This window comes from Vibrio splendidus (assembly GCF_001557875.1).
Classification (GTDB): Bacteria; Pseudomonadota; Gammaproteobacteria; order Enterobacterales; family Vibrionaceae; genus Vibrio; species Vibrio splendidus_F.
This window is the reverse complement of record NZ_LNRF01000001.1, coordinates 1,602,642-1,627,168: the sequence shown is the minus strand read 5'-3', so window position 1 is coordinate 1,627,168 and position 24,527 is coordinate 1,602,642. Positions and strand designations below refer to the sequence as shown.

General features: G+C 43.9%; 23 protein-coding genes. 15 read left to right on the top strand and 8 right to left on the bottom strand.

Features of this window, described 5'->3' with window-relative positions:
- Positions 1 to 91: 91 nt before the first annotated feature.
- From ATB74_RS06870 to gntR, 6 genes are all read left to right on the top strand, one after another.
- Positions 92 to 1,108, top strand: a complete 1,017-nt coding sequence (locus ATB74_RS06870) for a TRAP transporter substrate-binding protein (protein ID WP_019820432.1) — start codon at positions 92 to 94, stop codon at positions 1,106 to 1,108.
- 64 nt (positions 1,109 to 1,172) lie between these two features.
- Complete coding sequence (locus tag ATB74_RS06865; protein WP_061017474.1) at positions 1,173 to 1,730, top strand: TRAP transporter small permease subunit; 558 nt, start codon at positions 1,173 to 1,175, stop codon at positions 1,728 to 1,730.
- Complete coding sequence (locus ATB74_RS06860; RefSeq protein WP_012600364.1) at positions 1,723 to 3,045, top strand: TRAP transporter large permease; 1,323 nt, start codon at positions 1,723 to 1,725, stop codon at positions 3,043 to 3,045. Before ATB74_RS06865 ends, ATB74_RS06860 begins: the two co-directional genes overlap by 8 nt.
- Before the next feature lie 118 nt (positions 3,046 to 3,163).
- Positions 3,164 to 3,661, top strand: coding sequence for a gluconokinase (locus ATB74_RS06855; protein ID WP_060981575.1), 498 nt, complete (start codon positions 3,164 to 3,166; stop codon positions 3,659 to 3,661).
- A gap of 3 nt (positions 3,662 to 3,664) precedes the next feature.
- Positions 3,665 to 5,173, top strand: coding sequence for an NADP-dependent phosphogluconate dehydrogenase (gene gndA / locus ATB74_RS06850; protein WP_061017472.1), 1,509 nt, complete (start codon positions 3,665 to 3,667; stop codon positions 5,171 to 5,173).
- A gap of 140 nt (positions 5,174 to 5,313) precedes the next feature.
- Positions 5,314 to 6,315 carry a gluconate operon transcriptional repressor GntR gene (gntR, locus tag ATB74_RS06845; RefSeq protein ID WP_081090072.1) on the top strand — a complete coding sequence of 334 codons (1,002 nt, stop codon included), beginning with the start codon at positions 5,314 to 5,316 and terminating at the stop codon, positions 6,313 to 6,315.
- Between the two features lie 109 nt (positions 6,316 to 6,424).
- Here the strand turns inward: gntR and ATB74_RS06840 are convergent, their stop codons facing one another.
- From ATB74_RS06840 to ATB74_RS06830, 3 genes are all read right to left on the bottom strand, one after another.
- Positions 6,425 to 7,207, bottom strand: a complete 783-nt coding sequence (locus ATB74_RS06840; RefSeq protein WP_061017470.1) for a siderophore-interacting protein — start codon at positions 7,205 to 7,207, stop codon at positions 6,425 to 6,427.
- A gap of 199 nt (positions 7,208 to 7,406) precedes the next feature.
- On the bottom strand, positions 7,407 to 8,885 hold the full coding sequence (locus ATB74_RS06835; protein ID WP_061017468.1) for a peptide MFS transporter: 1,479 nt from the start codon (positions 8,883 to 8,885) through the stop codon (positions 7,407 to 7,409).
- A gap of 577 nt (positions 8,886 to 9,462) precedes the next feature.
- The gene (locus ATB74_RS06830) at positions 9,463 to 10,833 is read right to left on the bottom strand and encodes an L-serine ammonia-lyase (protein WP_061017466.1); all 1,371 of its coding nucleotides are present in this window, start codon (positions 10,831 to 10,833) and stop codon (positions 9,463 to 9,465) included.
- A gap of 338 nt (positions 10,834 to 11,171) precedes the next feature.
- Here ATB74_RS06830 and ATB74_RS06825 point away from each other — a divergent pair, with 338 nt between their 5' ends.
- Positions 11,172 to 12,050, top strand: a complete 879-nt coding sequence (locus ATB74_RS06825; protein WP_061017465.1) for a YdcF family protein — start codon at positions 11,172 to 11,174, stop codon at positions 12,048 to 12,050.
- Positions 12,051 to 12,054: 4 nt separating this feature from the next.
- Here the strand turns inward: ATB74_RS06825 and ATB74_RS06820 are convergent, their stop codons facing one another.
- Positions 12,055 to 12,732, bottom strand: a complete 678-nt coding sequence (locus ATB74_RS06820) for a hypothetical protein (protein WP_061017764.1) — start codon at positions 12,730 to 12,732, stop codon at positions 12,055 to 12,057.
- Between the two features lie 212 nt (positions 12,733 to 12,944).
- Positions 12,945 to 13,199, bottom strand: a complete 255-nt coding sequence (locus tag ATB74_RS06815) for a putative hemolysin (protein WP_017079683.1) — start codon at positions 13,197 to 13,199, stop codon at positions 12,945 to 12,947.
- 302 nt (positions 13,200 to 13,501) lie between these two features.
- Between ATB74_RS06815 and ATB74_RS06810 the strand changes: the two genes are divergently transcribed.
- The 5 genes from ATB74_RS06810 (at position 13,502) to ATB74_RS06790 (ending at position 18,761) form a co-directional block, all read left to right on the top strand.
- Positions 13,502 to 14,020, top strand: coding sequence for an NUDIX hydrolase (locus ATB74_RS06810; protein ID WP_017059522.1), 519 nt, complete (start codon positions 13,502 to 13,504; stop codon positions 14,018 to 14,020).
- Positions 14,021 to 14,251: 231 nt separating this feature from the next.
- On the top strand, positions 14,252 to 16,015 hold the full coding sequence (locus ATB74_RS06805; protein WP_060981567.1) for an ABC transporter ATP-binding protein: 1,764 nt from the start codon (positions 14,252 to 14,254) through the stop codon (positions 16,013 to 16,015).
- A complete protein-coding gene (locus ATB74_RS06800) occupies positions 16,009 to 17,793 on the top strand; it encodes an ABC transporter ATP-binding protein (protein WP_061017463.1) in 1,785 nt (594 codons plus the stop codon). The genes ATB74_RS06805 and ATB74_RS06800 overlap by 7 nt, the downstream gene beginning before the upstream one ends.
- 219 nt (positions 17,794 to 18,012) lie before the next feature.
- Positions 18,013 to 18,279: a hypothetical protein gene (locus tag ATB74_RS06795; protein ID WP_061017461.1), complete on the top strand. Its 267-nt coding sequence runs from the start codon at positions 18,013 to 18,015 to the stop codon at positions 18,277 to 18,279.
- A 47-nt stretch (positions 18,280 to 18,326) separates the two neighbouring features.
- Positions 18,327 to 18,761, top strand: a complete 435-nt coding sequence (locus ATB74_RS06790) for a hypothetical protein (RefSeq protein WP_061017460.1) — start codon at positions 18,327 to 18,329, stop codon at positions 18,759 to 18,761.
- A 139-nt stretch (positions 18,762 to 18,900) separates the two neighbouring features.
- Here ATB74_RS06790 and ATB74_RS06785 read toward each other — a convergent pair whose 3' ends face one another.
- Positions 18,901 to 19,416: a cytochrome b gene (locus tag ATB74_RS06785; RefSeq protein WP_081090071.1), complete on the bottom strand. Its 516-nt coding sequence runs from the start codon at positions 19,414 to 19,416 to the stop codon at positions 18,901 to 18,903.
- Positions 19,417 to 19,693: 277 nt separating this feature from the next.
- On the opposite strand from ATB74_RS06785, the gene ATB74_RS06780 reads away from it, so the two are divergent.
- Together ATB74_RS06780 and ATB74_RS06775 are read left to right on the top strand one after the other, a co-directional pair.
- Complete coding sequence (locus ATB74_RS06780; protein ID WP_061017458.1) at positions 19,694 to 20,533, top strand: tetratricopeptide repeat protein; 840 nt, start codon at positions 19,694 to 19,696, stop codon at positions 20,531 to 20,533.
- 161 nt (positions 20,534 to 20,694) lie between these two features.
- On the top strand, positions 20,695 to 21,951 hold the full coding sequence (locus tag ATB74_RS06775) for a peptidoglycan DD-metalloendopeptidase family protein (RefSeq protein ID WP_061017456.1): 1,257 nt from the start codon (positions 20,695 to 20,697) through the stop codon (positions 21,949 to 21,951).
- Between the two features lie 148 nt (positions 21,952 to 22,099).
- Here ATB74_RS06775 and ATB74_RS06770 read toward each other — a convergent pair whose 3' ends face one another.
- Together ATB74_RS06770 and ATB74_RS06765 are read right to left on the bottom strand one after the other, a co-directional pair.
- The gene (locus ATB74_RS06770) at positions 22,100 to 22,420 is read right to left on the bottom strand and encodes a heavy metal-binding domain-containing protein (protein WP_004730185.1); all 321 of its coding nucleotides are present in this window, start codon (positions 22,418 to 22,420) and stop codon (positions 22,100 to 22,102) included.
- 36 nt (positions 22,421 to 22,456) lie between these two features.
- Positions 22,457 to 23,404, bottom strand: coding sequence for a LysR substrate-binding domain-containing protein (locus ATB74_RS06765; RefSeq protein ID WP_061017454.1), 948 nt, complete (start codon positions 23,402 to 23,404; stop codon positions 22,457 to 22,459).
- A gap of 91 nt (positions 23,405 to 23,495) precedes the next feature.
- Here ATB74_RS06765 and ATB74_RS06760 point away from each other — a divergent pair, with 91 nt between their 5' ends.
- Positions 23,496 to 24,521 carry a DMT family transporter gene (locus ATB74_RS06760; RefSeq protein WP_061017452.1) on the top strand — a complete coding sequence of 342 codons (1,026 nt, stop codon included), beginning with the start codon at positions 23,496 to 23,498 and terminating at the stop codon, positions 24,519 to 24,521.
- The last annotated feature ends 6 nt before the right edge of the window (positions 24,522 to 24,527 follow it).

Here is a 24,527-nt window from a genome sequence, read left to right as displayed (position 1 = left end):
AGGCAGTAAAGTTACCGGTAACATCCACCCCAACGTTACCGGTAACATATAACAACAAACCGGACTCTGTGAAACTCATAAGGATACCCAAATGAAAGCTCTGACTAAAACGCTGATTGCTGCTTCCCTCACTGGCCTATTTGCTACTTCAGCAATGGCTGCAGACTTTAAACTTAAGATTCAATCTTCAGATCCATCTGGTGATTTGAACTTCAAGGTTCAGCAGAAGTGGGCTGAGCGTGTAGAGACGATGTCTAACGGACGTATCGACATCGACCTTCTGCCTGTAGGTGCTGTGGTTAAACACACTGAAACGCTAGGCGCGATCAAGATGGGCATCCTTGATGGTCATATCACAGCAACAGGTTACTTCTCTGGTAAAGATCCAGCATTTGGTCTTATCGGTAACATGGTTGGTGCATGGTCAGACACAACACAACTGCTTCAGTACATGAACTACGGTGGCGGTAACGAGCTAATGACTGAGCTTTACAAGCCTTACGGTGTTCAGTTCGTTGGTGCTTCAACAACAGGTGTTGAGTCTTTCATTTCTAAAAAGCCAATTGACGGTGTCGCGGATCTTAAAGGTCTTAAATTACGTGCACCTGAAGGTCTAGTACAACAAGTGTTCGCAGCAGCGGGTGCGACTCCAGTAAACCTTCCGGGCTCTGAAGTATTTACCGGTCTAAGCAAGGGCGTAATTGATGCTGCGGACTACACAGTATTCTCGACAAACCAAAAAGCGGGTATGAATGACATTGCGACACACCCAGTTCAACCGGGTTTCCACTCGTTGCCACTTATCGATATCTCTGTTTCTCAGAAGAAATGGGACAAGATGCCTGCTGACCTACAAACAATCTTACAAACATCGGTGCGTGACTTTTCTTACGACATGACGACTCAGCTAAAAATGGCTGACCAAGCAGCAGTTAAAGAAGCGCAAGCGAACCCAGAAATCACTATTCATGACTGGTCTCAAGAAGAGCGTAAGAAGTTCCGTGAGATCGCAAAAGGTCAATGGAAAGTATTTGCAGAGCGCTCTGATAACGCACAGAAAGTTTACACCTCAGTTACCGTGTTCCTAGAAGAAAACGGCTTACTGTAATTCAAACTTAGCTTACTGATGGGGGAGGGCATTGCTCTCCCGTTTTCTCCCAGGAAATTTGGCCATGACAGACAAAATCCCTCACGCACCAGCTGAAAACGATGAAAAGCCAAGAAACGGGCTTGATCGTCTTATCATAAAATTCAGCAACTTAGTTAGCTGGTTGTTTATCTTCACTGTATTGATTTCATTTTACGAAGTTGTGATGCGCTATGCATTTGACGCCCCAACCACTTGGGTTCACGAGACGGCTTCTTTCATCGGTGGTTCTTTATTCATTATTGGTGGCATCTACGCTTTTGCTGCGAATAAGCACGTACGTGTGGTTCTTATCTACGATTCAGTCTCTAACCAAGCACGTAAGTATCTTAATCTTGTTCACCACATTGTTGGTTTAGCCTTTGCTGGCATGCTTGCTTACGCGGCTTATTTCACCGCAGAAGAAGCGTGGGTTGCACCATGGGGCGAATTCCGCCTTGAAACATCAGGCTCAGTGTTAAACGCGCCTTATCCAGCGCTGCTGAAAGGCCTGATTTTTGTCGTTTTATGTGTTCTTGTTGTCCAGTTTGTATTGCACCTAATCCAAGAGTTGATGGGTCTAAGGAAGAATGACGATGTTTGATTTATCCTCGATTGGTATCGCATGGGGCAGTTTGCTCATGCTAGTTATGATGATCGGTTTGCTACTAACGGGTATGCAGCTGGCTTTCGTAACAGGCTTTGTTGCCATTTTCTTCACTCTATGTTGGTTTGGCCCTGATGCATTACCTTTGATTGCGAGCCGTACTTACAGTTTTGCTTCTGGTTATGTATTCCTCGCTGTACCTATGTTTGTGTTGATGGCGGCTCTCTTGGACCGTTCTGGTATCGCACGTGACTTGTTTGATGCTATGAAATCTGTTGGTCGCAAGGTTCGCGGTGGTGTTGCGGTACAAACATTATTAGTTGCGGTTCTATTGGCTTCAATGTCGGGCGTTATCGGCGGCGAAACCGTTCTTCTTGGTATTCTTGCTCTGCCACAGATGCTTCGCTTAGGGTATGACCGTAAGCTTGCGATCGGTACAACATGTGCAGGTGGTGCTCTCGGCACTATGCTTCCACCAAGTATCGTACTGATCATCTATGGTATGACAGCCAGCGTATCAATCGGTGACTTGTTCAAAGCTTCTTTCTTACCAGCGTTTATCCTCGCAGGCTGTTACATCGGCTACGTATTGATTCGTTGTAAGTTGAACCCTTCTCTTGCGCCTATTCCTAGTGATGATGAAACAGAGGAAGACATCGCGAATCAGCCTAGCTACTTCAAGGCCCTGTTCTTCCCACTGCTATCAGTCGCAACGGTTCTAGGCAGTATCTACACAGGTATCGCATCAGTAACAGAAGCGTCTGCTTTAGGTGTGGTTGGTATCATGATCAGTGCACTAATCCGTGGCGAGTTGAACTACAACATGTTGAAAGAGAGTGCCATCGCAACAATGCGTACCTGCGGCATGATCATGTGGATCGGTATCGGTGCGAGTGCTCTGGTTGGTATCTACAACCTGATGGGTGGTATTGATTTTGTTGAAGAAACCATCCTTGCACTCAGTGGCGGCAACGCAACAGTAACACTGCTAATCATGATGGCTATCTTGCTGGTTCTTGGTATGTTCCTTGACTGGGTAGGTGTGGCACTTCTAACAATGCCAATTTTCGTTCCAATCATTACTGGCCTTGGTTTCGACCCAGTTTGGTTTGGTGTTGTGTTCTGTCTAAACATGCAGGTGTCTTTCTTGTCACCTCCATTTGGTCCAGCGGCGTTCTACTTGAAATCGGTAGCACCGAAAGACATCAGTTTAGGTGAGATTTTCTCTTCACTACTGCCGTTCATTGCACTTCAAGTATTGGTTCTGGCACTGGTTATTATCTTCCCTCAGCTCGCGCTTTGGTGGCAATAACAATGAAGGTTCCCGAGCGAATTTAACGTTCAGGAACCGACCAACAGTAACACAAGTTTAACTATTAGATTCGATTGTCAGCCCCAGTATTGGTTGGGGCTTAGGGAAGGCTTGCCTTATGAAAAGCAAAAAAATACTCGTGATGGGCGTATCTGGATGCGGAAAAAGCCTGATTGGTAGCCGTATTGCACAGGCTTTAGATCTTCAATTCTTTGATGGCGATGACTTCCATCCGCAAAGCAATGTAGAAAAAATGCGCCAAGGTATTCCGCTGACTGACGAAGATCGTCAAGGGTGGCTAGAAACACTCAACAAGCAATACATTGAGCAACCAAGTGCTGTGATTGCTTGCTCGGCACTGAAACCGCAATACCGAGATATTCTGCGTAACAATAATGAAGATCTGGTGATTGTGTACCTACAAGGCGGTTTCGATACGATTTGGAATCGTCATAAAGCGCGTGAAAACCATTACTTCAATGGTCAAGAAATGTTGAAAAGCCAATTCGCAGCATTGGTTGAGCCGAATGAAGGTGAAGCGTTGTTTGTTGATATCTCACAAGATGTTGAACAGGTACTAGAAAGCGCACTAAACCAAATTAAACAAATAGGTTAAACCATGACTCAGACAAAAAATGACATTGCGATGATTGGTTTAGGGGTGATGGGTAAAAGCCTTGCACTCAACCTACTTGATAACGGCTTTAATGTTGCGGGTTTTGACCTAAACACCGACAATATTGAACGAGCTAGCGCTGAAGCGAAGCAACTCAATGAAGCCTTTGAAGGAAAAGGGCTGTTTACTAGCGGTGAGAGCCTTGAACTGGTTATACAAGGATTAGCCAAACCGCGTGTAATCGCACTGTCGGTTCCTGCTGGAAAACCTGTCGATATCGTCGTGAATAGCTTGCTAGATGCAGGGTTAGAAAACGACGATATTGTTATCGATACGGGTAACAGCTTATGGACAGATACCGAGACACGTGAACAGAATTATAAAGGTAAGCTTCGTTTCTTCAGTACCGCTGTTTCTGGTGGTGAAGAGGGGGCTCGTGTTGGCCCTGCGCTAATGGCAAGTGGCGACCAGTCTGCTTGGCAATATGTAAAGCCAATGTGGGAAGCGATTGCTGCAAAAGTGGATGTGAACGGTTTACCAGTTGCTCAATTTGAAGCGGGTGAGGCGTGTGCTGCGTATGTTGGCCCTTCTGGCACAGGTCATTACGTTAAGATGGTGCACAACGGCATTGAATACGCCGATATGCAGCTAATTTGCGAAGTGTACCATTTCATGCGTGATGTTCTGGAAATGCCAGCTCAAGAGATTGGTCAAGTCTTTGAGCAGTGGAATAACGGTGTTCTTAATAGTTACCTAATGGAAATCAGCGCGGATATTCTCCAGCAAGACGATATTGTTACTGGGAAGCCATTCGTTGATGTTGTGCTGGATAAGGCCGGTCAAAAAGGCACTGGCTTGTGGACAGCCGTAAACAGTTTGCAAGAAGGTTGCCCAACGCCAACCATAGCACAGGCGGTCTATGCACGTGCGATGAGTGGTCAAAAATCACAACGTATTCAAGGTAGTCAGCTGCTAAAAGGCAATATTGCTGATGCCAGCCTGTTGGACAAGGCGGAGGTTGTCTCTGAGCTTCATGATGCTCTGTATTGCGCCAAACTGTCTGTTTATGCGCAAGGTTTTGATTTACTGAAAACAGCGTCAGACAAAGAGGGTTGGAATCTCGACTTCACTCAAATAGCTAAGATCTGGCGTGCGGGTTGTATTATTCGCGCGGCCTTCTTACAAAGCATCACGTCGGCTTACCAACAAAATAGCGAACTTGCGAACCTGTTGTTTGATGAGGCTTTCATCAAACAAGTAGAAGAGCGCGAACTTGCTTGGCGTATCGCGGTAGCGAATTCATCCTTGTATGGTGTGCCGATGCCAGGAATCAGTTCTGCATTAAGCTATTTTGACTCATTGCGTTGTGAGGTGTTGCCCGCGAATTTACTGCAAGCACAACGTGATTACTTTGGTTCTCATACCTATTCACGAGTTGATAGAGAAGAAGCCGAAAAGTTCCATGTCACTTGGAGTCAGTCCCCAAGAACAGAAGTAAAAGTTAACGCTTAAATAATCAATAACGCCCTCTAATGAGGGCGTTTGTATTTATGACGCTATATCAATATTTTACTAAATTAGACTTCAAATTCTACGTCAGTTGGATACACTGTTACCAGTAACATAATTCATAACTATAACAATTAAATACTATGTCGAATAAGAAAAAACGTCCCACATTGCAAGATGTTGCCAACCTAGTTGGTGTCACTAAAATGACCGTCAGTCGCTGTCTACGTGACTCTTCACAGGTATCAGAAGCACTGCGAGATAAGATCAGTGCTGCAGTAGACGAACTAGGTTATATCCCTAACCGCGCACCAGACATTCTTTCCAACGCAAAAAGTAATGCGATTGGTGTTTTGGTCCCCTCGTTAACTAACCAAGTTTTCGCTGAAGTTATTCGTGGAATTGAGCAAGTCACCGCGCCTGCGGGTTACCAAACCATGATTGCCCACTATGGTTATAGCGCAGAATTGGAAGAGCAGAGTATCGCTTCGCTGCTTTCTTACAATGTGGATGCGATTATCCTTTCAGAAAATGTTCACACCGATAGATCTCGAAAGATGCTGCAGACCGCTTCGATCCCAGTGATCGAGATTATGGATTCGGTATCGCAAAGAATTGAGCAAGCGGTTGGTTTTGATAACTTTGAAGCGGCTAGAGCCATGACCAAAACCATGCTCGACAGAGGGCGCACCAATATCGCTTACTTAGCGGCTCGTATGGATGAGCGAACTCGCTTAAAAATGGCGGGCTATGAACATGCGATGCAAGAAGCCGACAAAGCGCCCGTGACACTGCAAACTGAAGACGCGTCCTCGTTTACGCTTGGTGCAAAACTGATAGGAGAGTTACTTGAGAAGCACCCTGAAGTGAATGGCATTTTCTGTACCAACGATGATTTAGCAATCGGTGCTTTCTACGAATGCGTACGTCGTGGTATTCAAGTACCAGAGCAGATGGCGATTGCAGGTTTCCACGGGCACGACATCACAGTGGCGATGACACCTCGCTTAGCCACTGTGGTTACACCTAGGGAGCAAATTGGTAAAGTCGCTGCACAGCAAGTTGTGGCGCGTTTAAAAGGTAATAAAGAGTGGATTGCCAAGCTTGATCTTGGTTACGAGATTGAAGTGGGTGAGAGTATTTAATCCCACTCCTTGGTTTGCTCTCATCGAATTTAAAAACGCCCTTAGCGATGTATTGATCGTTAAGGGCGTTTTCATATTTGGTCTCAAGACGGGCTATGTGGTGGCAGGTTTAGTCTGCTAGTGATTGAGCATCTTGTTGTTTGATAACCTTATGCCCATCTTCACTGACACCTCGCTTCCAGTAGCTGCTGATGTAGATGTTCTCTTTTTCTACTTCTTTTTCGTTACGGAAGTATTGTCTGAGTTCGCGCATGCTTTCAAATTCACACGCTGTCCATACTGAAACCTGCCCGTCTAACCACGTTAAGCTGCGAACCGTTTGGGATAGAGTTTCTGACGTTTGATCTTCAATTAACCAAGTGATCTTGATGCCTTCAGGGACCTCAAGTATTTGCTTGTCTGCCGCTGAATTGATCTGAATAACAGCGTGACCTGTTACGTTTTCCGGAAGTGTTTTTACTTTTGCTGAAAGCGCAGGGAGTGAGGTCATATCTGCCACTAAGAAGAACCAATCCGACTCAAGGTTCAGTCCTTGAATTAAACCAGGACCAGCCACTGAAATCGTGTCACCTACTTGTGCGTTCATTGCCCATCTCGCAGCAAAGCCACATTGCAAATCTTTAGTGATATGGCGAACGAAATCGACTTCGATAAATTTTTCTACAGGGTTGTAGTGGCGAATGGTGTAGGTGCGCATGGTTGGGCGTTCGCCTTCGTTCAACAGGCTCAAGTCGGTGGTGCCGAGCGGCGAGAATAGAAGCTTGATGTAGCCGCCTACACATTCAGCTGGGTACTTACATAATCCCTCACCGCTAAACGTAATACGCTGCATGTTTGGAGTAATGGTTGAGGTTTGAGTAACGGTTAATGTGATAGGACTAGGCTTGCTCATATAAGGCTCTCTTAGATTTTGATGCCCACATAATAATCCTGAGCCAGAAAACACTCAATACTAATAATTATCATTTACTGTAATTTACACAAGTGCAATTTAATCAAAATTGTTCTGCTTATATCGCTAACTATTATCAACGAAAAAGCCCTTTAGTAAACTAAAGGGCTGGATGAATAGCTTTCTGAATAACAGTGTTTTAGCTGTTTGCTTCTTCTAGTTGAATGGTTTCATCAGCAGCTTTTGCAGCTTCTAGCATCTTACGAATAATGAAAGATGCAGCCATTGCGATACCTACCATCACCACCGCAAGAACAGTCAGCATTTGGAAGTAGTCACCGTAAACCGTTTGTACGATCTCTTGTGTGATCTCTTGACCTTTCTCTAGTGCAATAGACGTTGAGAATACGGCACCAACGATGCCTGATAGTGCGATAGCAACCGAGAACAAACTTACAGAGAAGTTCTCGATGTGCTTAGGTGCAACAGACAGGATGAAGGCTACAACCATTGAGCCTACAATCACTTCACCAAATGCTAGGAAGAAGTGAATCGCTAAGAATATTTCTGGGCGGATCAGAACATCATCACCAACTGTCGTTACTGCCATCGTAAGGATACCGAAAGCGATAGCCGTAAGGATGAACGAGAAACCTACTTTGGTTGCAGTAGAGAAGTTAATGTTTTTCTTTTCTAGGTTAGAGAAGATACCCGCGATGATTGGGCCTGCAACCATACACCATAGAGGGTTCATTGCCATCGAAGCTTCAGGTGCTACAGGGATGAAGCCGAATAGGTCACCACGCATTGTGTTGATCGCTACCATTGTCATCGATGTCATCATCTGGCCGTAGTACACGAAGAAACATGTTGTCAGGAATGTGATGATTAAGATTGTGCCCATTTTAAGCATGTCTGATTTCTTCGATTTCATCATCAAAGAAACAAAGTAGATGATCGCTGCACCGCCAATTGCGTATACGATGTTTTGGCCAATATCCATGTTAGAGAACATGAAGAATACCAAGCCAATCATAGCGGCAGAAAGACCAAGGAAGGCTGCCCAGTTTTTCGTACTTACTGGTTGTTGATCGATTTCTGCACTTGCTTCAACAAGACCTTTGCGAACAAAGATCATCATCAGAAGCGCCGCACCCGCTAGAATAGCAGAAAGAAGGAAACCACCGTGGAAACCAACAACAAGCACTAGCATTGGGAATAAGTATTGACCTAGCAGAGCACCAATATTGTTTACTGAGTAGTTTATTGGGTAGCAGTTCTCAAAATCTTCTTGAGTTTTGAACGTGCGTTTGTAAAGACTTGGGTAAGAAGGGGACATCAAACCACGTGCATAACTTGCTAACGCAATACCACACAACGCCATAGGCACATTGGTTGCTGCAGCGCCTAGTACCAGTAAAACGTAACCACTCGCGAATCCCAGAAAAGCGATGGTTAAAGAACGATAAGCACCTAAGAATTTGTCGGCGATAAAGCCACCTGCGATAGCAAATAGCGGTCCGATTGCAGAGAAAGCACCAACAACCATCATGGTGTCGGCTTCATTGTAGTTCAGATCTTCAAGGAAGAAACGAGTCAAGATCACCATGACGCCATAGAACGAAAGTCCGAACATCATTTGGCAGAACATCATTGATTTGTTTAATCTATTCCACATTATTTTATTCTCACATTTGTATTAATATGTAGTGTAATTACCCAATTATAATATCATTAGCAGTAATACATAAACTGAAACATCCATCCCAAACAGAACTTTACTCGATATATCTTTTCTTATGAGTTCATTCATATTTCTCATGAATGAAATTTGCAACGTTAGATTTTGCTGTTGGATGCATAACGGTTTAAAATTTAGCCGCCATCATTTGCGGCTAAGTAATGAACTAATAAAGGGAAAGTTAGAGATAACCATTCTGTAAGTTATTTTGGGTGAGTATCACTTTCAATTGGCTGCTGGGCTTTAGCCAATAAAAAAGCCAGCTTGGCGGCTGGCTTTGTTGATATATTGAAAACTAAGTTTACAAGAATGCCGTCTCTATAGAGGCTTTCTCCACTCGTGTTTTATACCAATCGTAGCAAATAACTGGTCATCCTAGCTGGTTAAAACGCTCAATAACTGCGTTAGAAATTTTGATTGTAGAATAACTACTTATCGAAAATTTCCGCCTTGTTCTTGAGCTTTTTTCCTGCGCTATTTATGATCACTTACTTACTGTGATTGGTATTCGCGGTTATTCACAAGGTGGTGCCATGTGGATCACGGCTAGGCCGCCTAGAGAAGTTTCACGGTACTTCTTGTTCATGTCTTTACCTGTTTGATACATGGTTTCGATAACCTTGTCTAACGAGATAAGACACTTGCTGGTACGTTTCAATGCCATGCGCGATGCATTGATCGCTTTCATTGCACCCATTGCGTTACGTTCGATGCATGGTACTTGTACAAGGCCACCGATCGGATCACATGTCATGCCCAGTGAGTGTTCCATCGCGATCTCAGCTGCAATACAAATTTGTTCGTTGCTACCGCCACGCAGGGCAGTTAGGCCTGCAGCGGCCATTGATGAAGATACGCCGACTTCACCCTGACAACCTACCTCTGCGCCAGAAATCGAAGCGTTGGTTTTGTATAAAATGCCGATTGCGCCAGAGACTGCTAAGAAGTCTTTAAGCTGTTTAGTGTCTAGTTCTTTGATGAAGCGATGGTAGTACATTAATACTGCAGGAATAACGCCAGCAGCACCATTAGTAGGTGATGTGACCACCTGGCCACCTGCTGCATTCTCTTCACTCACGGCAAAGGCAAATAGGTTAATCCAATCCATGATCTCCATTGGATCGTTTTCAATCGAGGCATTTGCTTCAAGCTTTTTCAAAAGAGCAGGTGCTCGACGCGTTACTTCTAGGCCGCCATCAAGAATGCCTTCGGTGTCAAAGCCACGCTGCATACACAGAGACATCACCTTCCAAATTTGGTCGGCTTTCTGGTCAATCATATCCATGTCTTGGAAAGACACTTCATTACGGAGGATTAAGCCACCAAGGCTAAGCCCTTGTTGTTCAGACAATTCAAGTAATTGGTCGGCAGAAGTAAAAGGGAATTCAACTTGTGTTTCTGCTTCTTGCTTGCCGTTTTGTAGCTCATCAGCGGTTGCAATGAAACCACCACCGATAGAGTAGTATGTTTCCATATCCAGAAGGCTACCGCTTGCGTCAAAGGCAGAGATAGTCATGCCATTTTCATGCAATGGAAGGTTGGTTTTGTGGAAGAGTAGGTCGCTTTCTACATCGAAATGAATTTCATGTTTACCGCTAACCAACAGAGATTTGTCTTCAATCGCCTTACGCATTGCTTGGTTAGCGCTGGTAATTTTAATGGTGTCGGGGCGGTTACCTAGCAAACCTAATAAGGTCGCTCTGTCTGTGTGGTGACCAATACCTGTCAATGATAACGAGCCGTATAAGTCTATTTGAATACGCTTCACTTGCTTAAGTTGAGCATCAATTTTTTTGGTAAAATTAAACCCAGCGATCATTGGTCCATTTGTGTGGGAGCTGGACGGCCCAACTCCAATTTTGTAGATATCAAAAATAGACAGCATAGTAACTTCCTGTGAAGACGGTTCGATGAACGAACTCTGTGTAAAATTTATATTTAGTTAGTTCCACTTCTTTGAGTGAACCTATTCGTGATTGAGCGTAATCATTGATTGAAACGGCTCTTTTATCGACTCATGCTAACAAGCATAGAGCGCTGAAATACAAGAGCGTGCTATGTTTGCTTTAAAGCGACACGTCTATTCTTGTATGACCTAAGGTGTTGCTATCAATAGTGAGCATTATTGCGAGCAACATATAAGAATTTCAAAATACTTTTGTTAACAAGTATTGTATACATAATTCACTTCATCTAATCCCCAAAACGAGACTTGAACATAAAATGAGCATTAATCACCTCCTTATTGTGCTGGGTAAGCGACTTAATGAGAATAAATTGACTGATGAAGGAATCAGTCGAGTTGATGCTTTAGTTAAGTATCTGGTGGAGCCTTTGGTCGAAGAGTCGAATCAGCAAACTGCCGTTGCATTCTGTGGTGGGATCACAAAAGGGCAAACCCTCTCAGAAGCCGATGCGATGCACCAGTATTTTAGAAAGCTTGAAAAGCAGCGTGAACATCCGTTCTCCTTAGGATCGATTTTACTTGAGCAGCATTCGACCAATACTGTCGAGAACATTCAGAACTTGGCCTCAGAGATGATTGCAAGCGGGCTGTTTACTCGCGGGCAGAGTGTGAAGGTGACATTCGTTTCTAATGACTACCACTTACAACGTATATTCGAGATTCAATCGCTCATGGACGAGCAAGGTTTGCTCAAAGTTCTCGTCGAGAAGTGTTCAGCACTTGGAGTAGATTTACAGATAGATTGCCAGTTAGAGGCTCATGTTGCGGTGGCATATCCTCATCAAAGTGCTCAAGGGCAATTGTTTTTATTGATGGATGTACTGACGACCTACCGAGTTTATCTTGAAGGTGTTTGTGCGGGCGCATTTAAGCGAGATTTAGAGTTGGTTAGACGAGAGCCAGAAAGACTATCTTTGGAAGCATTGATAGTCGCAAAGGAACTCGTTGGGCGTTCATCTGACTTTGGCATTGTGGAGAGTTTACTCCCAGTATTGGAGCGCTGTATCCGGTATACTTCAGTGGGTACAGACATAAAAAAAGTCAGGGAATACCTAGCTCTACTAGATACTAACCTGACTTTATTGAATCGTTATTTAGACCCGGAATCGGATCACACACATCGCTGGTGGCGATAGGTGATTATTTATTTCTCGTGATGCCAATAACGGTCTTTAAGCTCGCAAAGGCAATCAAACAGTAAGCTAGAAGCTCAGTGCCTTCTTCTGCGATGGTCTTAACATTACTTATATAATGTTCTCCCATTACGCCATGCCAAAAACTACCCATGCCAAATAAGCGAGAGAAAACAAGTAAAAGCATAACACCAGTAATCAGCATGTTCATGTGTGGGGATGCAAGAATAAGCGCAAGCTGATCAATGGTTCGTTTACCGTTTTTAATCGCATAGAAAATTGCGCTACCAGCAACCAATAGGGCAGGGACAACCCAAGCGCCATGTACGATCATGTCAAACCAATAATCTAATTCTCGGATGAACATTACGGCGAAAAATGCGCTGATTAACATAGCGGCATGCTTTACCTCAGGACGTTTTTTAGCGAGGTAAGCAAATGCGCCAGAAGATACGATTAAAAGAAATTGCTGTAGCATTTCAGTGACTGAATTTTCACCGATTCTTCCACTCAAGAAAACGAAATCAATGCGGATTGCAAGGTTGACTATAAAACCAATCGCTAAAACTACCAGTGCTGTTTGACAGCGTTTATAGATTACCGCAGAGGTCGACTGAGATAGGTTGAACTCTGGTATCTCAAGTGACATCTGAGTTTGTTCTTTCGATTTTGTTTGTATTTTCATAATCAACACTACTTGTAAATATTTGTAACAGGCAGGCATTCTATCGGTCTAGATTAGGCTAATGTCAGAGTTGTGTCAGGAATAAAACGGTGTTCAATTGGTGTGTGTGTACGGTAAACCGCTACCTTATGGCAGACAGTTTACGTAACATAATTGAATTTTTAGGGGGAGGGTTTTACAGCTTTGAGATTGGAAACTTGTAATAGAAGTGATTACTTTTCAGTTTCTTGCTCATGGTTATTGCGGTAGTACTCCCACTGTTCAATGCGCTCGCCGTCATCGAATACACAGTAAGTTGTACGTTGATTGTTTTCAGTCACCGTGTCTAATTCACCGTCCTGTTGAACACAATAAACCGCTGCTGGGTTAGCGACTGAAACACGTTGGCCTTCGCTATATTCTGCATAGTCGTTTGCACAACCGCCTAATACAACGGCACATACAGCCATCAAACCAATTTTCTTCATGTCTATCTCCTACGTGATAACTCTATAATCGAATGCGTTAAGTTCTACAGAACCAAATGAGAAGCTCTATGAAATTAGTATATTTTAGATTTCAGAAAAGGTTGTCCTAATTTGGTCAAGATATTGAAATAGGTTGATATTTCTTTATGTTTAACGATTTTTTGAGTGTTAGATCAAGCTAAGTGGATTCAAGTTACCGTTGGAATATCCCCGTCCGATCAGTCCTGGTTGGCGGTTGTGAACCTCGAATCTATTGATGATTATGATATGATGCCGCCAAATTCAGTAGAGCAGTCAGAATCATGAGACACCTAAAAACAACCATCCACCCTGATATCGACCATCTAGACAATAAAACGGTCTATAAGCGCAACGCTGCCCGTGCCATTGTGTTAGATGGTGAAGACATTCTGATGCTGTATACAGAGCGTTATCACGACTACACCATTCCTGGTGGTGGTTTGGATGAAGGGGAAGATGTGATCGCAGGTATGGTTCGTGAACTCGAAGAAGAGACTGGCGCGAAGAATATCCATAGCATCAAGCCGTTCGGCATTTTTGAAGAGTTTCGTCCTTGGTACAAAGACGATGCGGATATGATGCACATGATTTCTTACTGCTACTCATGCAAGATTGATCGTGAGCTTGGTGAAACGGCTTACGAAGATTATGAAGTGAAAAACGGGATGAAACCGGTGTGGATGAATATCCATGAAGCGATCGCTCATAACGAAAAGACGATGGCAGAGAGCCCTAAGAAGGGGATGAGTATTGAACGTGAAACCTTTTTGCTGCATTTGATTGCCAAAGAGATGCTTTAGCCGTTATCAACAGCCCCAAGCCTGTTAAGCTATTTATTTGCCGCCACTTTTGGCGGCAAAGTTGTTTCTAGCAATGCTAAAATGTAATAACGGTAACTAATTACTGAATGTGGTTGATATTGTCAACTAGGTGTTTTTGATGTATCTTTACTCAGCGATGGCCCTATCTAGTTTAACTGCCCGGTCAGATCGCTAAATCTCGCTGTGAGCCTGCCCCAAACAAAGAATACTATGAATAAAAGACAGTTTATTGCCCATTATCTGCGCATGAATCGCACCTCGTACTTGTTGGCGATTGTGTTCATCTTTCTCGTCAACTGGTTACAAGTAGAGATCCCTCGTTATATCCAATTGGCGATAGATTTGATTGATGATGCCTCTTCCACTGGCCACCAACAGCTTCAAACCTATGTTTGGATTGTGGTCGGTATGTCGGTTGCCATGGTTGTGGTGAGAATTTTGTCTCGTATTTATGCGCTTAATCCGGGACGAATTACAGAGGCTGCGCTTAAAAGTACCCTTTTACAAAAGCTAAACCGCTTACCAAGCAGTTTTCACGAACGCTTTGCTTCTGGTCGCTTGATCTCAATCATCAACAATGATCTGAGCGGTATTCGTTTAATGTTTGGTGTCGGCTTCCTGCAGTTCTTTAATGCGTTGTTAGCACTGTCGCTGACGCCTCTGTACATGTGGCGTATTTCACCAGAATTAACGCTTTATTCGATTATTCCTATCTCAATCGCTTTTGTGATTTTCCGTGTGGGCTTCAAGCGTATGAAAACGCTGCATTTAGAGCATATGAAGCGGCTGCAAAACTTGTCTGCGCAATTGATGAGCTATTTATCCGGGATTGATCTGATTAAAAGCCAGCAGATGTCACCTTGGGTGAAGGCGGAAACCGAAAAGCTCAATCAGCTACTGCTTGAATGTCGCCTTAAGATCACTCGCATTCAAGTCTTCTTTATGCCGGTGCTCGATTATGCCAATGACCTGATGAAAATTATCATTCTTGGTCTGGGTGGTTTCATGCTGATGAGGCAGGAACTCACACTTGGTGAGATAACCGCTTTCCTAACTTACTCGGTTTTACTCGCTATGCCATTGATGCAGCTTGGCAGAATCGCGACGATTTATCAGCGTGGCATGGTAGGCATTCAAAGTGCACAAACCATTCTTAATGCCAAAGTTCCAGAGCTTGATGAAGATAAGCTTACTGAATTAGATGTTGAATCGCTCAAGGGAAAAGCGTTTTCCGTTCGCAACCTCAGCTTTAGCTATTCAGGTGAAGAACGCGTGATTCTCGATGACATCAGCTTTGATATTCCTGCTGGTAAGAAAGTGGGTGTGCTAGGCGGAATCGGAGCGGGGAAAACGACATTAGTGAATTGCTTGAACCATCACTTGGATGTACCCGAAGGTTCAGTTTTTCTTGGCGAAAGAGATGTCACAAGCTTCTCACGCAGTGACTTACGCCGTTATGTTAAAACCGTGACGCAAGACCCTTACCTGTTTTCAGCAACCGTCGAAGACAACATCCGCTTTGGTAGCCTAGATACTGGTTTGGCAAAGAGTCAGGTTGATGAAGTGCTGGAGCTCAGCCAGTTGGCCAGTGACGTGACGCGTTTTGAGCATGGTGATCAAACTTTAGTCGGTGAGAAAGGGATCATGTTGTCGGGTGGCCAGAAGCAGCGCTTAAGTATTGCTCGTGCTCTATTACAACCCACCGATCTGATCATCATGGATAACGTTCTATCGGCTGTCGACTATGAAACAGAACGTAAGATCTTGGAAGGCTTGTTTAAGCGCTTGGAAAATCAATCGGTTCTTGTGGTTTCACACCGCGTTAATGCCCTTGAATATATGGATGAAATCATCGTGTTGAACGAAGGTAGAGTGATCGCGAAGGGCGACCACGCGACGTTATTGAAAACGTGTGATTACTATTACGATACATGGCAGCTACAGCAGAACGAAACGGAGGCAGCAGCATGTTAAAAGGTGTTGATCTCAAGTACCTCAAGCACTTTTTTAAGTTTGCTAAGAAATACAAAGGCTCTGCGATTCTGGGCATCGCTATGCTTCCTCTTTCTGTCATCACGAGTTTGTTGTTCCCTTGGCTGATCATTCAAGTGATCGATGTTCACCTGAGTCACGGTGATATGGATGGTTTGCTCGAATACGTCTTCTATCTCGTTGCCGTGTTGGTGGCGAGCTATGTTGTGGATACAACCTATTCGTACAACCTGCGTAAAACCGGACAATATACGATAACTGACATGCGCTCAGTGCTGTTCGCTCGCGTGCTTAAACTGCCACGTAGCTATTTTGATAACACACCGATTGGCGTAACGCTTTCACGACTAACCAGTGACTTGGAAACCATCGGCGAGACGTTTGTTCAATCGGTTGTAGGGCTAGTTAAAGACAGCATTAATACCATTGCTCTGTTGATGATGATGTTCTTCATTGATTGGCAGTTAACGATGATTGTGTTGATTATCATGCCACCAGTGATGTACTTGACGGTGTATGTGAGAAACCGGCTTCGTGCTTTATATAAGGTGACTCGTTCTTCGCTAGCTCGCGGTATTGGCTTCTTACAAGAAGTCTTATTTGGCATGAAAACCGTTCAGATGTACCGAGCGGAAGAGCAAGTCGAGCAACGCTACCAAGGCTATACCGATGAGTTTCTGAGAGCGCAAAAGAAGATCAATAAATACGATGCGATTTTGTTCTCGTTTATCTCTGGCATCACCTCTATTACCATCGCGATTATGATCTGGTATGGCTCTGAGCAAGTGATAGAAGGGGCGCTCACCTTGGGTGTGCTGATTGCGTTCATCAACACCTTAGAAAAAGTGTTCGTGCCGATCCGCGATTTTACTTCGCAAATTGCATCAATTCAGAGCTCATTTGCAGCGTTCGATCATATTGAAGAACTGTTTGTTGAGCCAACTGAAGAGGAAGGACGCAACCTTTTGCCGTCTAACGAGGTAGAGAAACAGCTTGAACAGTTTGTGAGCCTTGAGTTTAAGAGCGTGAGCTTCCGTTATAAAGATGACTCTCCCTATGTCCTAAAGAATGTTTCGTTTGTATTGGAGAAAGGACATCAAATCGCGCTTGTGGGTTCGACGGGTTCGGGTAAGTCGACGATTCTGCGTTTGATCTCTAAAACTTACCAAGACTATGAAGGTAGCATTTTGTTGAATGGAATAGAGTTGTCGCAGATCTCAAGCGAAGACTCTGCTCATTTGTTCTCAATGATGATGCAAGACGTACACTTATTTGAAGAAACAATTCAGTTCAATATTGCACTGGGTAAAACACATTTATCTAGAACAGAGGTTGAACAGGCGGCGCGCTATGTTTATGCCGATAGGTTTATTGAACAACTCCCTAAAGGTTATGATTTCCATCTGGAAAAGAATGGCTCCAATTTGTCTGTGGGGCAAACGCAGCTTATTTCGTTCGCACGAGCGGTTGCACAGGGGGGGCAATTGATGATGCTTGATGAGGCGACCAGTTCGGTAGATTCAATCACCGAAGACCTTATCCAAAAAGCGATGCAGCGTCTGTTTAAGGAAAAAACCGTGATTGCGATTGCACATCGCTTGAGCACCGTTCGCCACTCGGACACCATTCTCGTGTTGGAAAAGGGTGAAATTGTTGAGCAAGGTAGTCATCAACAGTTAGTGGCTCACAATGGAGTTTATGCTGGGTTGCTGAAGGAATCGATTGTAGAAACGAGTGATTCTCACGTTACAGTAGCCTGATGGCTCTAATTTAGGTTCTGATTTTCGATAGGTGGTATGTTGTGCTAATGTCTATTGCTTGCCAATACCCCTTGGGTTAAAGGAAAATAATACATAATTTACGATCATTAATATGTTATGATCTCCCTACTACTAAAGGGGTGTCTTCGGGCATCGGGGTGTATGCGAGCAAACAGGCGTGCTTGTGTCAGTCACTTTCTGGCGAATATGGAATCGAAAATGTTGTTGGAAGAAGTTGTAGAAATTATTGAATTAACCGACTCAGACCATTTATCTCAAGCAATGGAACTGTTTAACGAGCATGGCTTTGTTGACGCAGAGCACTTACCTTTTATGACGGTTGTTTTTGAAACAGCGCCAGAGCACCTTGCGAAAAAGTTGTCGCAAATTGGCTTTAAAGGTTTAGTACAAGTAGAGAAAAGCGAAGACGCAACTGGCTTTATGATTGTTGATGCTGAACGAATCCAGCTTAGCAAAAGCGCGTAATTGGAATCGCTCCGTAACATCCATTATGACTATTTGAGGTTAACACAGTGACAACAGCTACCGTTTCATCAACAGAGCAACACGTATCCAATGAACATGCACTTTTGGGTGCGTCGTTATTAGCATCACAAAAAGTAGAACTGGCGCTGTTTACTGTGATCTCTAAATTAGCTAAAGCCTTATCAAAAGAGCAGCAACAGTCATTAGGTTTGGATCTGGATACCTTTTTAAGGGAGAAGCCAAGTGAACAAGCCTCTACGTTGAGCCTATACGAACAGACGTTTGGTGAGCAGCTTCCTTTGACGAAAAATGAACTCAACGATTTTATTTATCATCGAAACTTGGTAACTCGTGGCTTTTGGCGAGTGACTGGCGCCGATGTTAAAGGCGGCGAGAAGCTTGCTAACCCAGAACTTTATTTAAAAGAGTTCTTGGCAAAATGTGAATACTGGCAAGTGATGCTTGATACCCAAGCCAAGTAAGCGAGTTGAAATAAGAAAGCCATAGCGAACATGCTATGGCTTTTTTATTTGTGCAAACAACATTAAGTTTCTTAATGTTATATGGTCGCATCGAATACTTTGGAGAACAATTTTAGTGCTTAAAGCTCGCCCCTAATACCTAAAGCATCATCTTCAAAACATAGTTCCTAGAGACAAAGTGGTGTTTAAGTGCAGCACTGACATGCAGCACAATTAAACAGGCTAGGGCAATACAACTGGCACGATGTAAATAAAAAAAGAAGCCATTGATTGCAGAGTCAGTAATTAGATTATTTACGCTCACTAGCCAAAATAAAGAGTACGGTTCTTTTAGCATTAAGTAACCAGTACTGAAGACCATAAACATCGTAAGGTACATCAAAGAGTGTGCAAGCTTCGCTACACATTTTTGCCCTTTAGGCACAGAAGTTGGCATGGTTGGCGATGACCGGAAGTGACTCCAGACATAACGAACCACGAACAATGGTGTTGCCACTGTCGCCAATGACATATTGAGTACCGACAGAAAAGAAAACAGCTCTGGATGACTGGTAACATAGTGCATCACATACCCTGCAATTGTTGCATAGATGATTACAGAAGCCATTGCCCAGTGCAGTACACGGCTTACTAAATCGTATCGTGGATTATTCAAATTAACCTCGTTCTGATCGTTATTAATATAAAATTCATCTCGATGCAATAAATCAACTATCGGTATGTTCGCATCGCGAATTAATTATATAGAACAGTATTACGCGGTATTTTTATAATTTAGAAATTAATGATGTTGCTTCAGGTGTTTTATAATTATCAATGATGTTTTAGAGTGTTAATTCCAATGCGGACAAGCCAAGTTTGTCGACTTCCTGGCTTGTATACCTATTACAAGATACAGTTAGCTTAAAGATGAAATATATAAGGAATGTATAATGCTTCGAATCTTATTGATTTTAGTTATCTCGGTGTTCAGCTCGATGAGTTTTGCAAGCGAAGAGGATAAATACTCTGAACAGGAATATTTGGATAGACCACTGATGGAACGCTATATCTTGGATGAGTTGAAGCAACTACGAATGGAACAGCAGGATCTTGAAAGGCGTCTCACCATTCAGATGACAGATCGTGAATTGGCAGTAGCGGATAAATCGTTGAACTATGCCAATGTGACCGTGACGTATTTCTTCTACATTATTGCTGGTGTAGCTTCTCTTATTGCATTGGTGGGTTGGCAATCACTCAAAGAGTTGAAACACACCACCAAAGAGATGGCAGACCGACGACTCAACGACATTGCCCAAGATTATGAGAAGAAGTTTAACGTTCTTGAAAGGGATCTTAAGCGTAAGACTCGAATCATCTCAGAGAACAACCGAGAAATCGAAATCATCAACGAAATTCATAATTTATGGTTAAGGGCTCAGAATGCTCAAACCGCCGAGCAAAAAATTGAGATCTATGATGAAATCTTAAAAGTCCGCCCGGGTGATTTGGAAGCACTAACTTACAAAGCCGATGCCGCAATGGACATGCAGGAGTACCACTGGGCGATGAGCTTATGTAATCGCGTGTTGGAAGTGGACGATCAAAATGCTCACGCCCTGTATCAACGTGCTTGTGCTTACGCAAGGTTAGGTGCTGAAGGTCAAGCGATCGATGACTTAGAGCGCTCGGTTGAAGCCAGTGGCTCAATGAGAGAGCTATTGGCTGATGAACCTGACTTTGAAATGCTGCGCGGTTTAGAACGCTTCGAAGCACTTCGTGAAGAGTAATGTGAGGTAAAGATCCGTGTTAACTAAGGTGGTGGGCTTTGCACGCTCACCATACTTTCACACCTATCGCGCTACGGTTTCTTACATTCCATTTGTTTTTTTGATTGAATTGTTATGTTATAACACTTTCTAAGTTCCTCGTTATAACCGCTAAGTATTTTATGAAGTTCCTCCGTATTGGCCTGATCGTTATTGCTATCAGTGCATTTTTCCTTGCTGCTTTGCTCTCTTTTCACTCCGAACCAGCACCAGAAATTTCTATCAAAATCACACCTTATCAAAATTTTCAACCGAATGATGAGGGAGGTGTCGATTCGCAACCGACTCCCAACTCTTTGGTCAAAGTTCATTATTTTGTGAAAGTTGGTGACACGCTAAGCAATATATTTTCGTCATGGAAACTGCCTTATGGAACGGTTCAAAAGGTAATGGAGGCGGATCTGGAGTCTTTGAAACTCGACACATTAAAGCCTGGTGATCATCTAGAGTTGCTGTTGGATAGTGACTCTAAACAACTCGTTGAGCTGATTTTCCATGAAAGCCTCGTAGAGCAAGCTGTATTTACGAAAAATGATGACGGAAGCTTTGATTACCAATTCAATGAAATGCCTGGTGAATGGAAGGAAAAGCTTTATAAGGGTAGCGTTCATGGCAGCTTTTCAACGTCAGCCTATAAAGCGGGGTTAACTACTAACCAGATAGCCAATATCACCCGCACACTAAAAGACAAAGTCAACTTCGCTAGAGAGCTCAGAGCTGGTGATAGCTTTAATGTGCTGGTTAATGAGCAGTACACAGACGATCACCTTACAGGAAAAACGGAAGTTCAAGGGATCTCCATTAAGTTGAGAAACCGAGAAGTGGGAGCTTTTCTAGCACCAGATGGTCTTTTCTATGACAGAGAGGGAAATAGTCTAGAGCAAGCCTTTGATAGATACCCAGTCGACAGAAAATTCCGAAGAATCACTTCTTCGTTCAATCCGACACGAAGACACCCCGTAACTGGGCGAATCTCACCGCACAATGGTACCGATTTTGCGACACCTGTTGGTTCACCTATCTACTCAACAGGTGATGGTCGTGTGGTGGCACTTCGTGACCACCCGTATGCTGGTAAATATTTGGTGATTGAACACAACAGTGTATATACGACCCGTTATCTTCACTTGAGCCGCTTCTTAGTTAAGAAAGGTCAGCAAATTAAACGAGGTCAGAAAATTGCGCTATCGGGTGCTACTGGCCGTATTACTGGCCCGCACTTGCACTTTGAGGTATTGGTTCGTGGTCGCGCCGTCGATGCGATGAAGGCTAACTTACCAATGGCAAGATCAATTATGCCTAAAGATAGAAAAGAGTTTTTGGCTCGAATTGCCTCTTTTGATGCCATGCTCTCTGAGCCTGCAGATCGCGCGAGTTAGAGATACTCAAATCTAACTTGGTAACGCATACAATCACGCCCCTTAGCTAGCGATTTAGCTAAGGGGCGTTTTTTAGAGAATCACATGATTAAGCGAATGAATCCGTTATTCGATGGATAGAGCTATTGAGCGATGGGTTTGCCACCGACTAAGCAACTACCACCGCCGTGCCACTAGCAGACACCATCAACATGCCATTACCTGTTCCTAAAACTTCGTAATCGATGTCGACACCGACCACCGCGTTAGCACCTGCTTCAATCGCTTTCTGTTCTAACTCTTTGAATGCATAATTACGTGCTTTTTCCAGTTCTTTTTCGTAGGTGCCAGAACGTCCACCCACAAAGTCACGAATCCCCGAAAACATATCTTTGAAAACGTTCACCCCTAGGATAGCTTCTCCAGCAATAACCCCTTTGTAATCGACAATGCGCTTGCCTTCGACTGATTGCGTGGTGGTAATAATCATAATGGCCTCTTGTAAGCTTGCAGAGCTGTTACTCGCTTATTGATTGATAGTTCGGTCTTGCTCTTGAATGTCATCGTTCAGTGCTGTCTCTGAGCGTGTGAATTCATGTCTTAACCATGTTCTCAGTTTTAGCACACTTTCTTGTTTTAATTTGTTTTTCGGGCAAACAAAGTAAAAATCTTGGTGCGGGTTAGCAACCGGTTTACCCAGTTCGACGAGCATCCCATGGCTGATGTCATCCTTCACAAACAAGCGATGTGTAACCAATACGCCTAGTGAACGAATTGCAGCTTGCACTGCTTGAATGGAGACATCGAACGTGAGGTTGCTATGGAATGTGGGCATTGGGATTTGGTAATTGTCACACCACACTTGCCAGTCGTGTTGCCGCCTGAGGTTAAAAACGCCAATGGTCGGGTTTTGTTTGACGAGTTGATCGACGCTCAATCCGGTCTGGTTTTTTAATAGAGTAGGGCTGCACACCAAGACCAGATCATCGTCGCCCAGTTTCTCGCTGTAATATTGTTCCCACTCGTTGGGTTTGCCATGTACCAGCGCAACATCGACCCCTTCCTGCTCGATATCGAAAGGGCCAGTCAGCGTCGAAATGCGGATATCAAGTGAGGGTGCGAAGGCTTGGAAGTCGGGAACTCGTGGGATCCACCAGTGCATCGCGAGCGAATTGACCATGTTGAGGGTAATGCGGTGGTCGTTAGGCGTTCTGGCAAGCTCTTCGGTCGCCTCTATCACTTGTTCAAGCGCTGGGGCGACTTTTCGATAATATCGCTTACCGGCGGCATTAAGAACAACACGACGACCGACTCGTTGAAACAGAGGCTTGTTGACCAGTTGTTCTAACGACTTTATCGCTTGGCTTACCGCAGAGTGACTGACGTACAATACCCGAGCGGCGTCGGTCATGCTGCCAGTCTCAGCAACAGCAATGAAAGCGTAAACGGATTTAAGCGGAACGAGTTTTTTCATTGGTAAGTTTTCCTTACAGTTATGGTTAATATTACTCGCTATTTTTCATTACGTCACGCCTCTAAAATAGATGTCATAGGAGGTGATAATTATGTCTGATATTACCAAGGCGACGACTTTCATGTTGTTGTCGACGTTCAGTTTGTCTTTAAGCGGCTTGATGGCCAAGTATCTATCTGAAGTGATGCCCACTTCGTTACTCAGTTTCGTGCGTTTTTTGTTACCCAGTCTGTTTTTATTTCTTTTTCTGACCTTTTACAAAATCAGCAAGCCGACACGAGAAATGTGGAAACCTTTGGTGATGCGGGCGATCTTTATGGTGGCGTGTCAGTGGTGTTTTCTTACTTCACTGCAAACCTTAACGCTAGTTGAAGGGGTCGTGTTGTTCAGTACGGGTCCTCTGTTTATTCCATTGTTAGAAAAGTTAATATTTAGAACCAAGATTCATACAACGACGATAGTGTGTTTAGCTGTCACCTTTGTTGGCGTAGTGATGATGGCAGGGGATTGGTCGCAGTTTGAGTTGGGTTCGGAGTTCTTTAGACCTGCGCTTCTGCTTGGGCTTCTCGCGGGGGTATTTAATTCTGGCTCGCAAGTGAGTTTGTACCGAGCGTCTAAAACTAGCCTGACACCAGCAGAGCTTAACGCGTGGACCTTTTTAGTTGCGGCAATTATTGTGATACCAATGGTGGTGTTTACTTCAGTTTCTGCGGTGCCTGATGTTCTTGAAAGTGCTGAAAAAGGCTTCGTGTCGGCGTTACTGTCTTTTGACAAATTACGTTGGATTGCTCTCGGAGCACTTGGTCTTGCACTGTTTACCATTAATACCCAAATCTTCCGTTCCAAAGCGTATAAGCTCGCAGACAGTGGCTCCCAGTTGGCACCTCTGATTTTTACTAACATGCTGTTTAGCGCGCTTTGGCAGGGGTTGTTCTTTGATGATGTGTTTTCTACTCAGCAGATGATTGGTATTAACCTGATTGTCGTGGCGAGCATCACCAACACGCTACTAGCGAAAAGATACAGCAAGACGAAAGCCAACCAGAAACCGCACACCACAGTGGCTGTAGCGACTGTAGTGGACGTTGCGGTATTGGACTCGGCAGCTAAAAGCTAACTATTG

Bases quoted from the DNA above. Each gene is read 5' to 3' on its own strand.
- ATB74_RS06870 (WP_019820432.1), top strand. From the start codon at position 92: ATGAAAGCTCTGACTAAAACGCTGATTGCTGCTTCCCTCACTGGCCTA.
- ATB74_RS06865 (WP_061017474.1), top strand. From the start codon at position 1,173: ATGACAGACAAAATCCCTCACGCACCAGCTGAAAACGATGAAAAGCCA.
- ATB74_RS06860 (WP_012600364.1), top strand. From the start codon at position 1,723: ATGTTTGATTTATCCTCGATTGGTATCGCATGGGGCAGTTTGCTCATG.
- ATB74_RS06855 (WP_060981575.1), top strand. From the start codon at position 3,164: ATGAAAAGCAAAAAAATACTCGTGATGGGCGTATCTGGATGCGGAAAA.
- gndA (WP_061017472.1), top strand. From the start codon at position 3,665: ATGACTCAGACAAAAAATGACATTGCGATGATTGGTTTAGGGGTGATG.
- gntR (WP_081090072.1), top strand. From the start codon at position 5,314: ATGTCGAATAAGAAAAAACGTCCCACATTGCAAGATGTTGCCAACCTA.
- ATB74_RS06840 (WP_061017470.1), bottom strand. From the start codon at position 7,207: ATGAGCAAGCCTAGTCCTATCACATTAACCGTTACTCAAACCTCAACC.
- ATB74_RS06835 (WP_061017468.1), bottom strand. From the start codon at position 8,885: ATGTGGAATAGATTAAACAAATCAATGATGTTCTGCCAAATGATGTTC.
- ATB74_RS06830 (WP_061017466.1), bottom strand. From the start codon at position 10,833: ATGCTGTCTATTTTTGATATCTACAAAATTGGAGTTGGGCCGTCCAGC.
- ATB74_RS06825 (WP_061017465.1), top strand. From the start codon at position 11,172: ATGAGCATTAATCACCTCCTTATTGTGCTGGGTAAGCGACTTAATGAG.
- ATB74_RS06820 (WP_061017764.1), bottom strand. From the start codon at position 12,732: ATGAAAATACAAACAAAATCGAAAGAACAAACTCAGATGTCACTTGAG.
- ATB74_RS06815 (WP_017079683.1), bottom strand. From the start codon at position 13,199: ATGAAGAAAATTGGTTTGATGGCTGTATGTGCCGTTGTATTAGGCGGT.
- ATB74_RS06810 (WP_017059522.1), top strand. From the start codon at position 13,502: ATGAGACACCTAAAAACAACCATCCACCCTGATATCGACCATCTAGAC.
- ATB74_RS06805 (WP_060981567.1), top strand. From the start codon at position 14,252: ATGAATAAAAGACAGTTTATTGCCCATTATCTGCGCATGAATCGCACC.
- ATB74_RS06800 (WP_061017463.1), top strand. From the start codon at position 16,009: ATGTTAAAAGGTGTTGATCTCAAGTACCTCAAGCACTTTTTTAAGTTT.
- ATB74_RS06795 (WP_061017461.1), top strand. From the start codon at position 18,013: ATGTTGTTGGAAGAAGTTGTAGAAATTATTGAATTAACCGACTCAGAC.
- ATB74_RS06780 (WP_061017458.1), top strand. From the start codon at position 19,694: ATGCTTCGAATCTTATTGATTTTAGTTATCTCGGTGTTCAGCTCGATG.
- ATB74_RS06775 (WP_061017456.1), top strand. From the start codon at position 20,695: ATGAAGTTCCTCCGTATTGGCCTGATCGTTATTGCTATCAGTGCATTT.
- ATB74_RS06770 (WP_004730185.1), bottom strand. From the start codon at position 22,420: ATGATTATTACCACCACGCAATCAGTCGAAGGCAAGCGCATTGTCGAT.
- ATB74_RS06765 (WP_061017454.1), bottom strand. From the start codon at position 23,404: ATGAAAAAACTCGTTCCGCTTAAATCCGTTTACGCTTTCATTGCTGTT.
- ATB74_RS06760 (WP_061017452.1), top strand. From the start codon at position 23,496: ATGTCTGATATTACCAAGGCGACGACTTTCATGTTGTTGTCGACGTTC.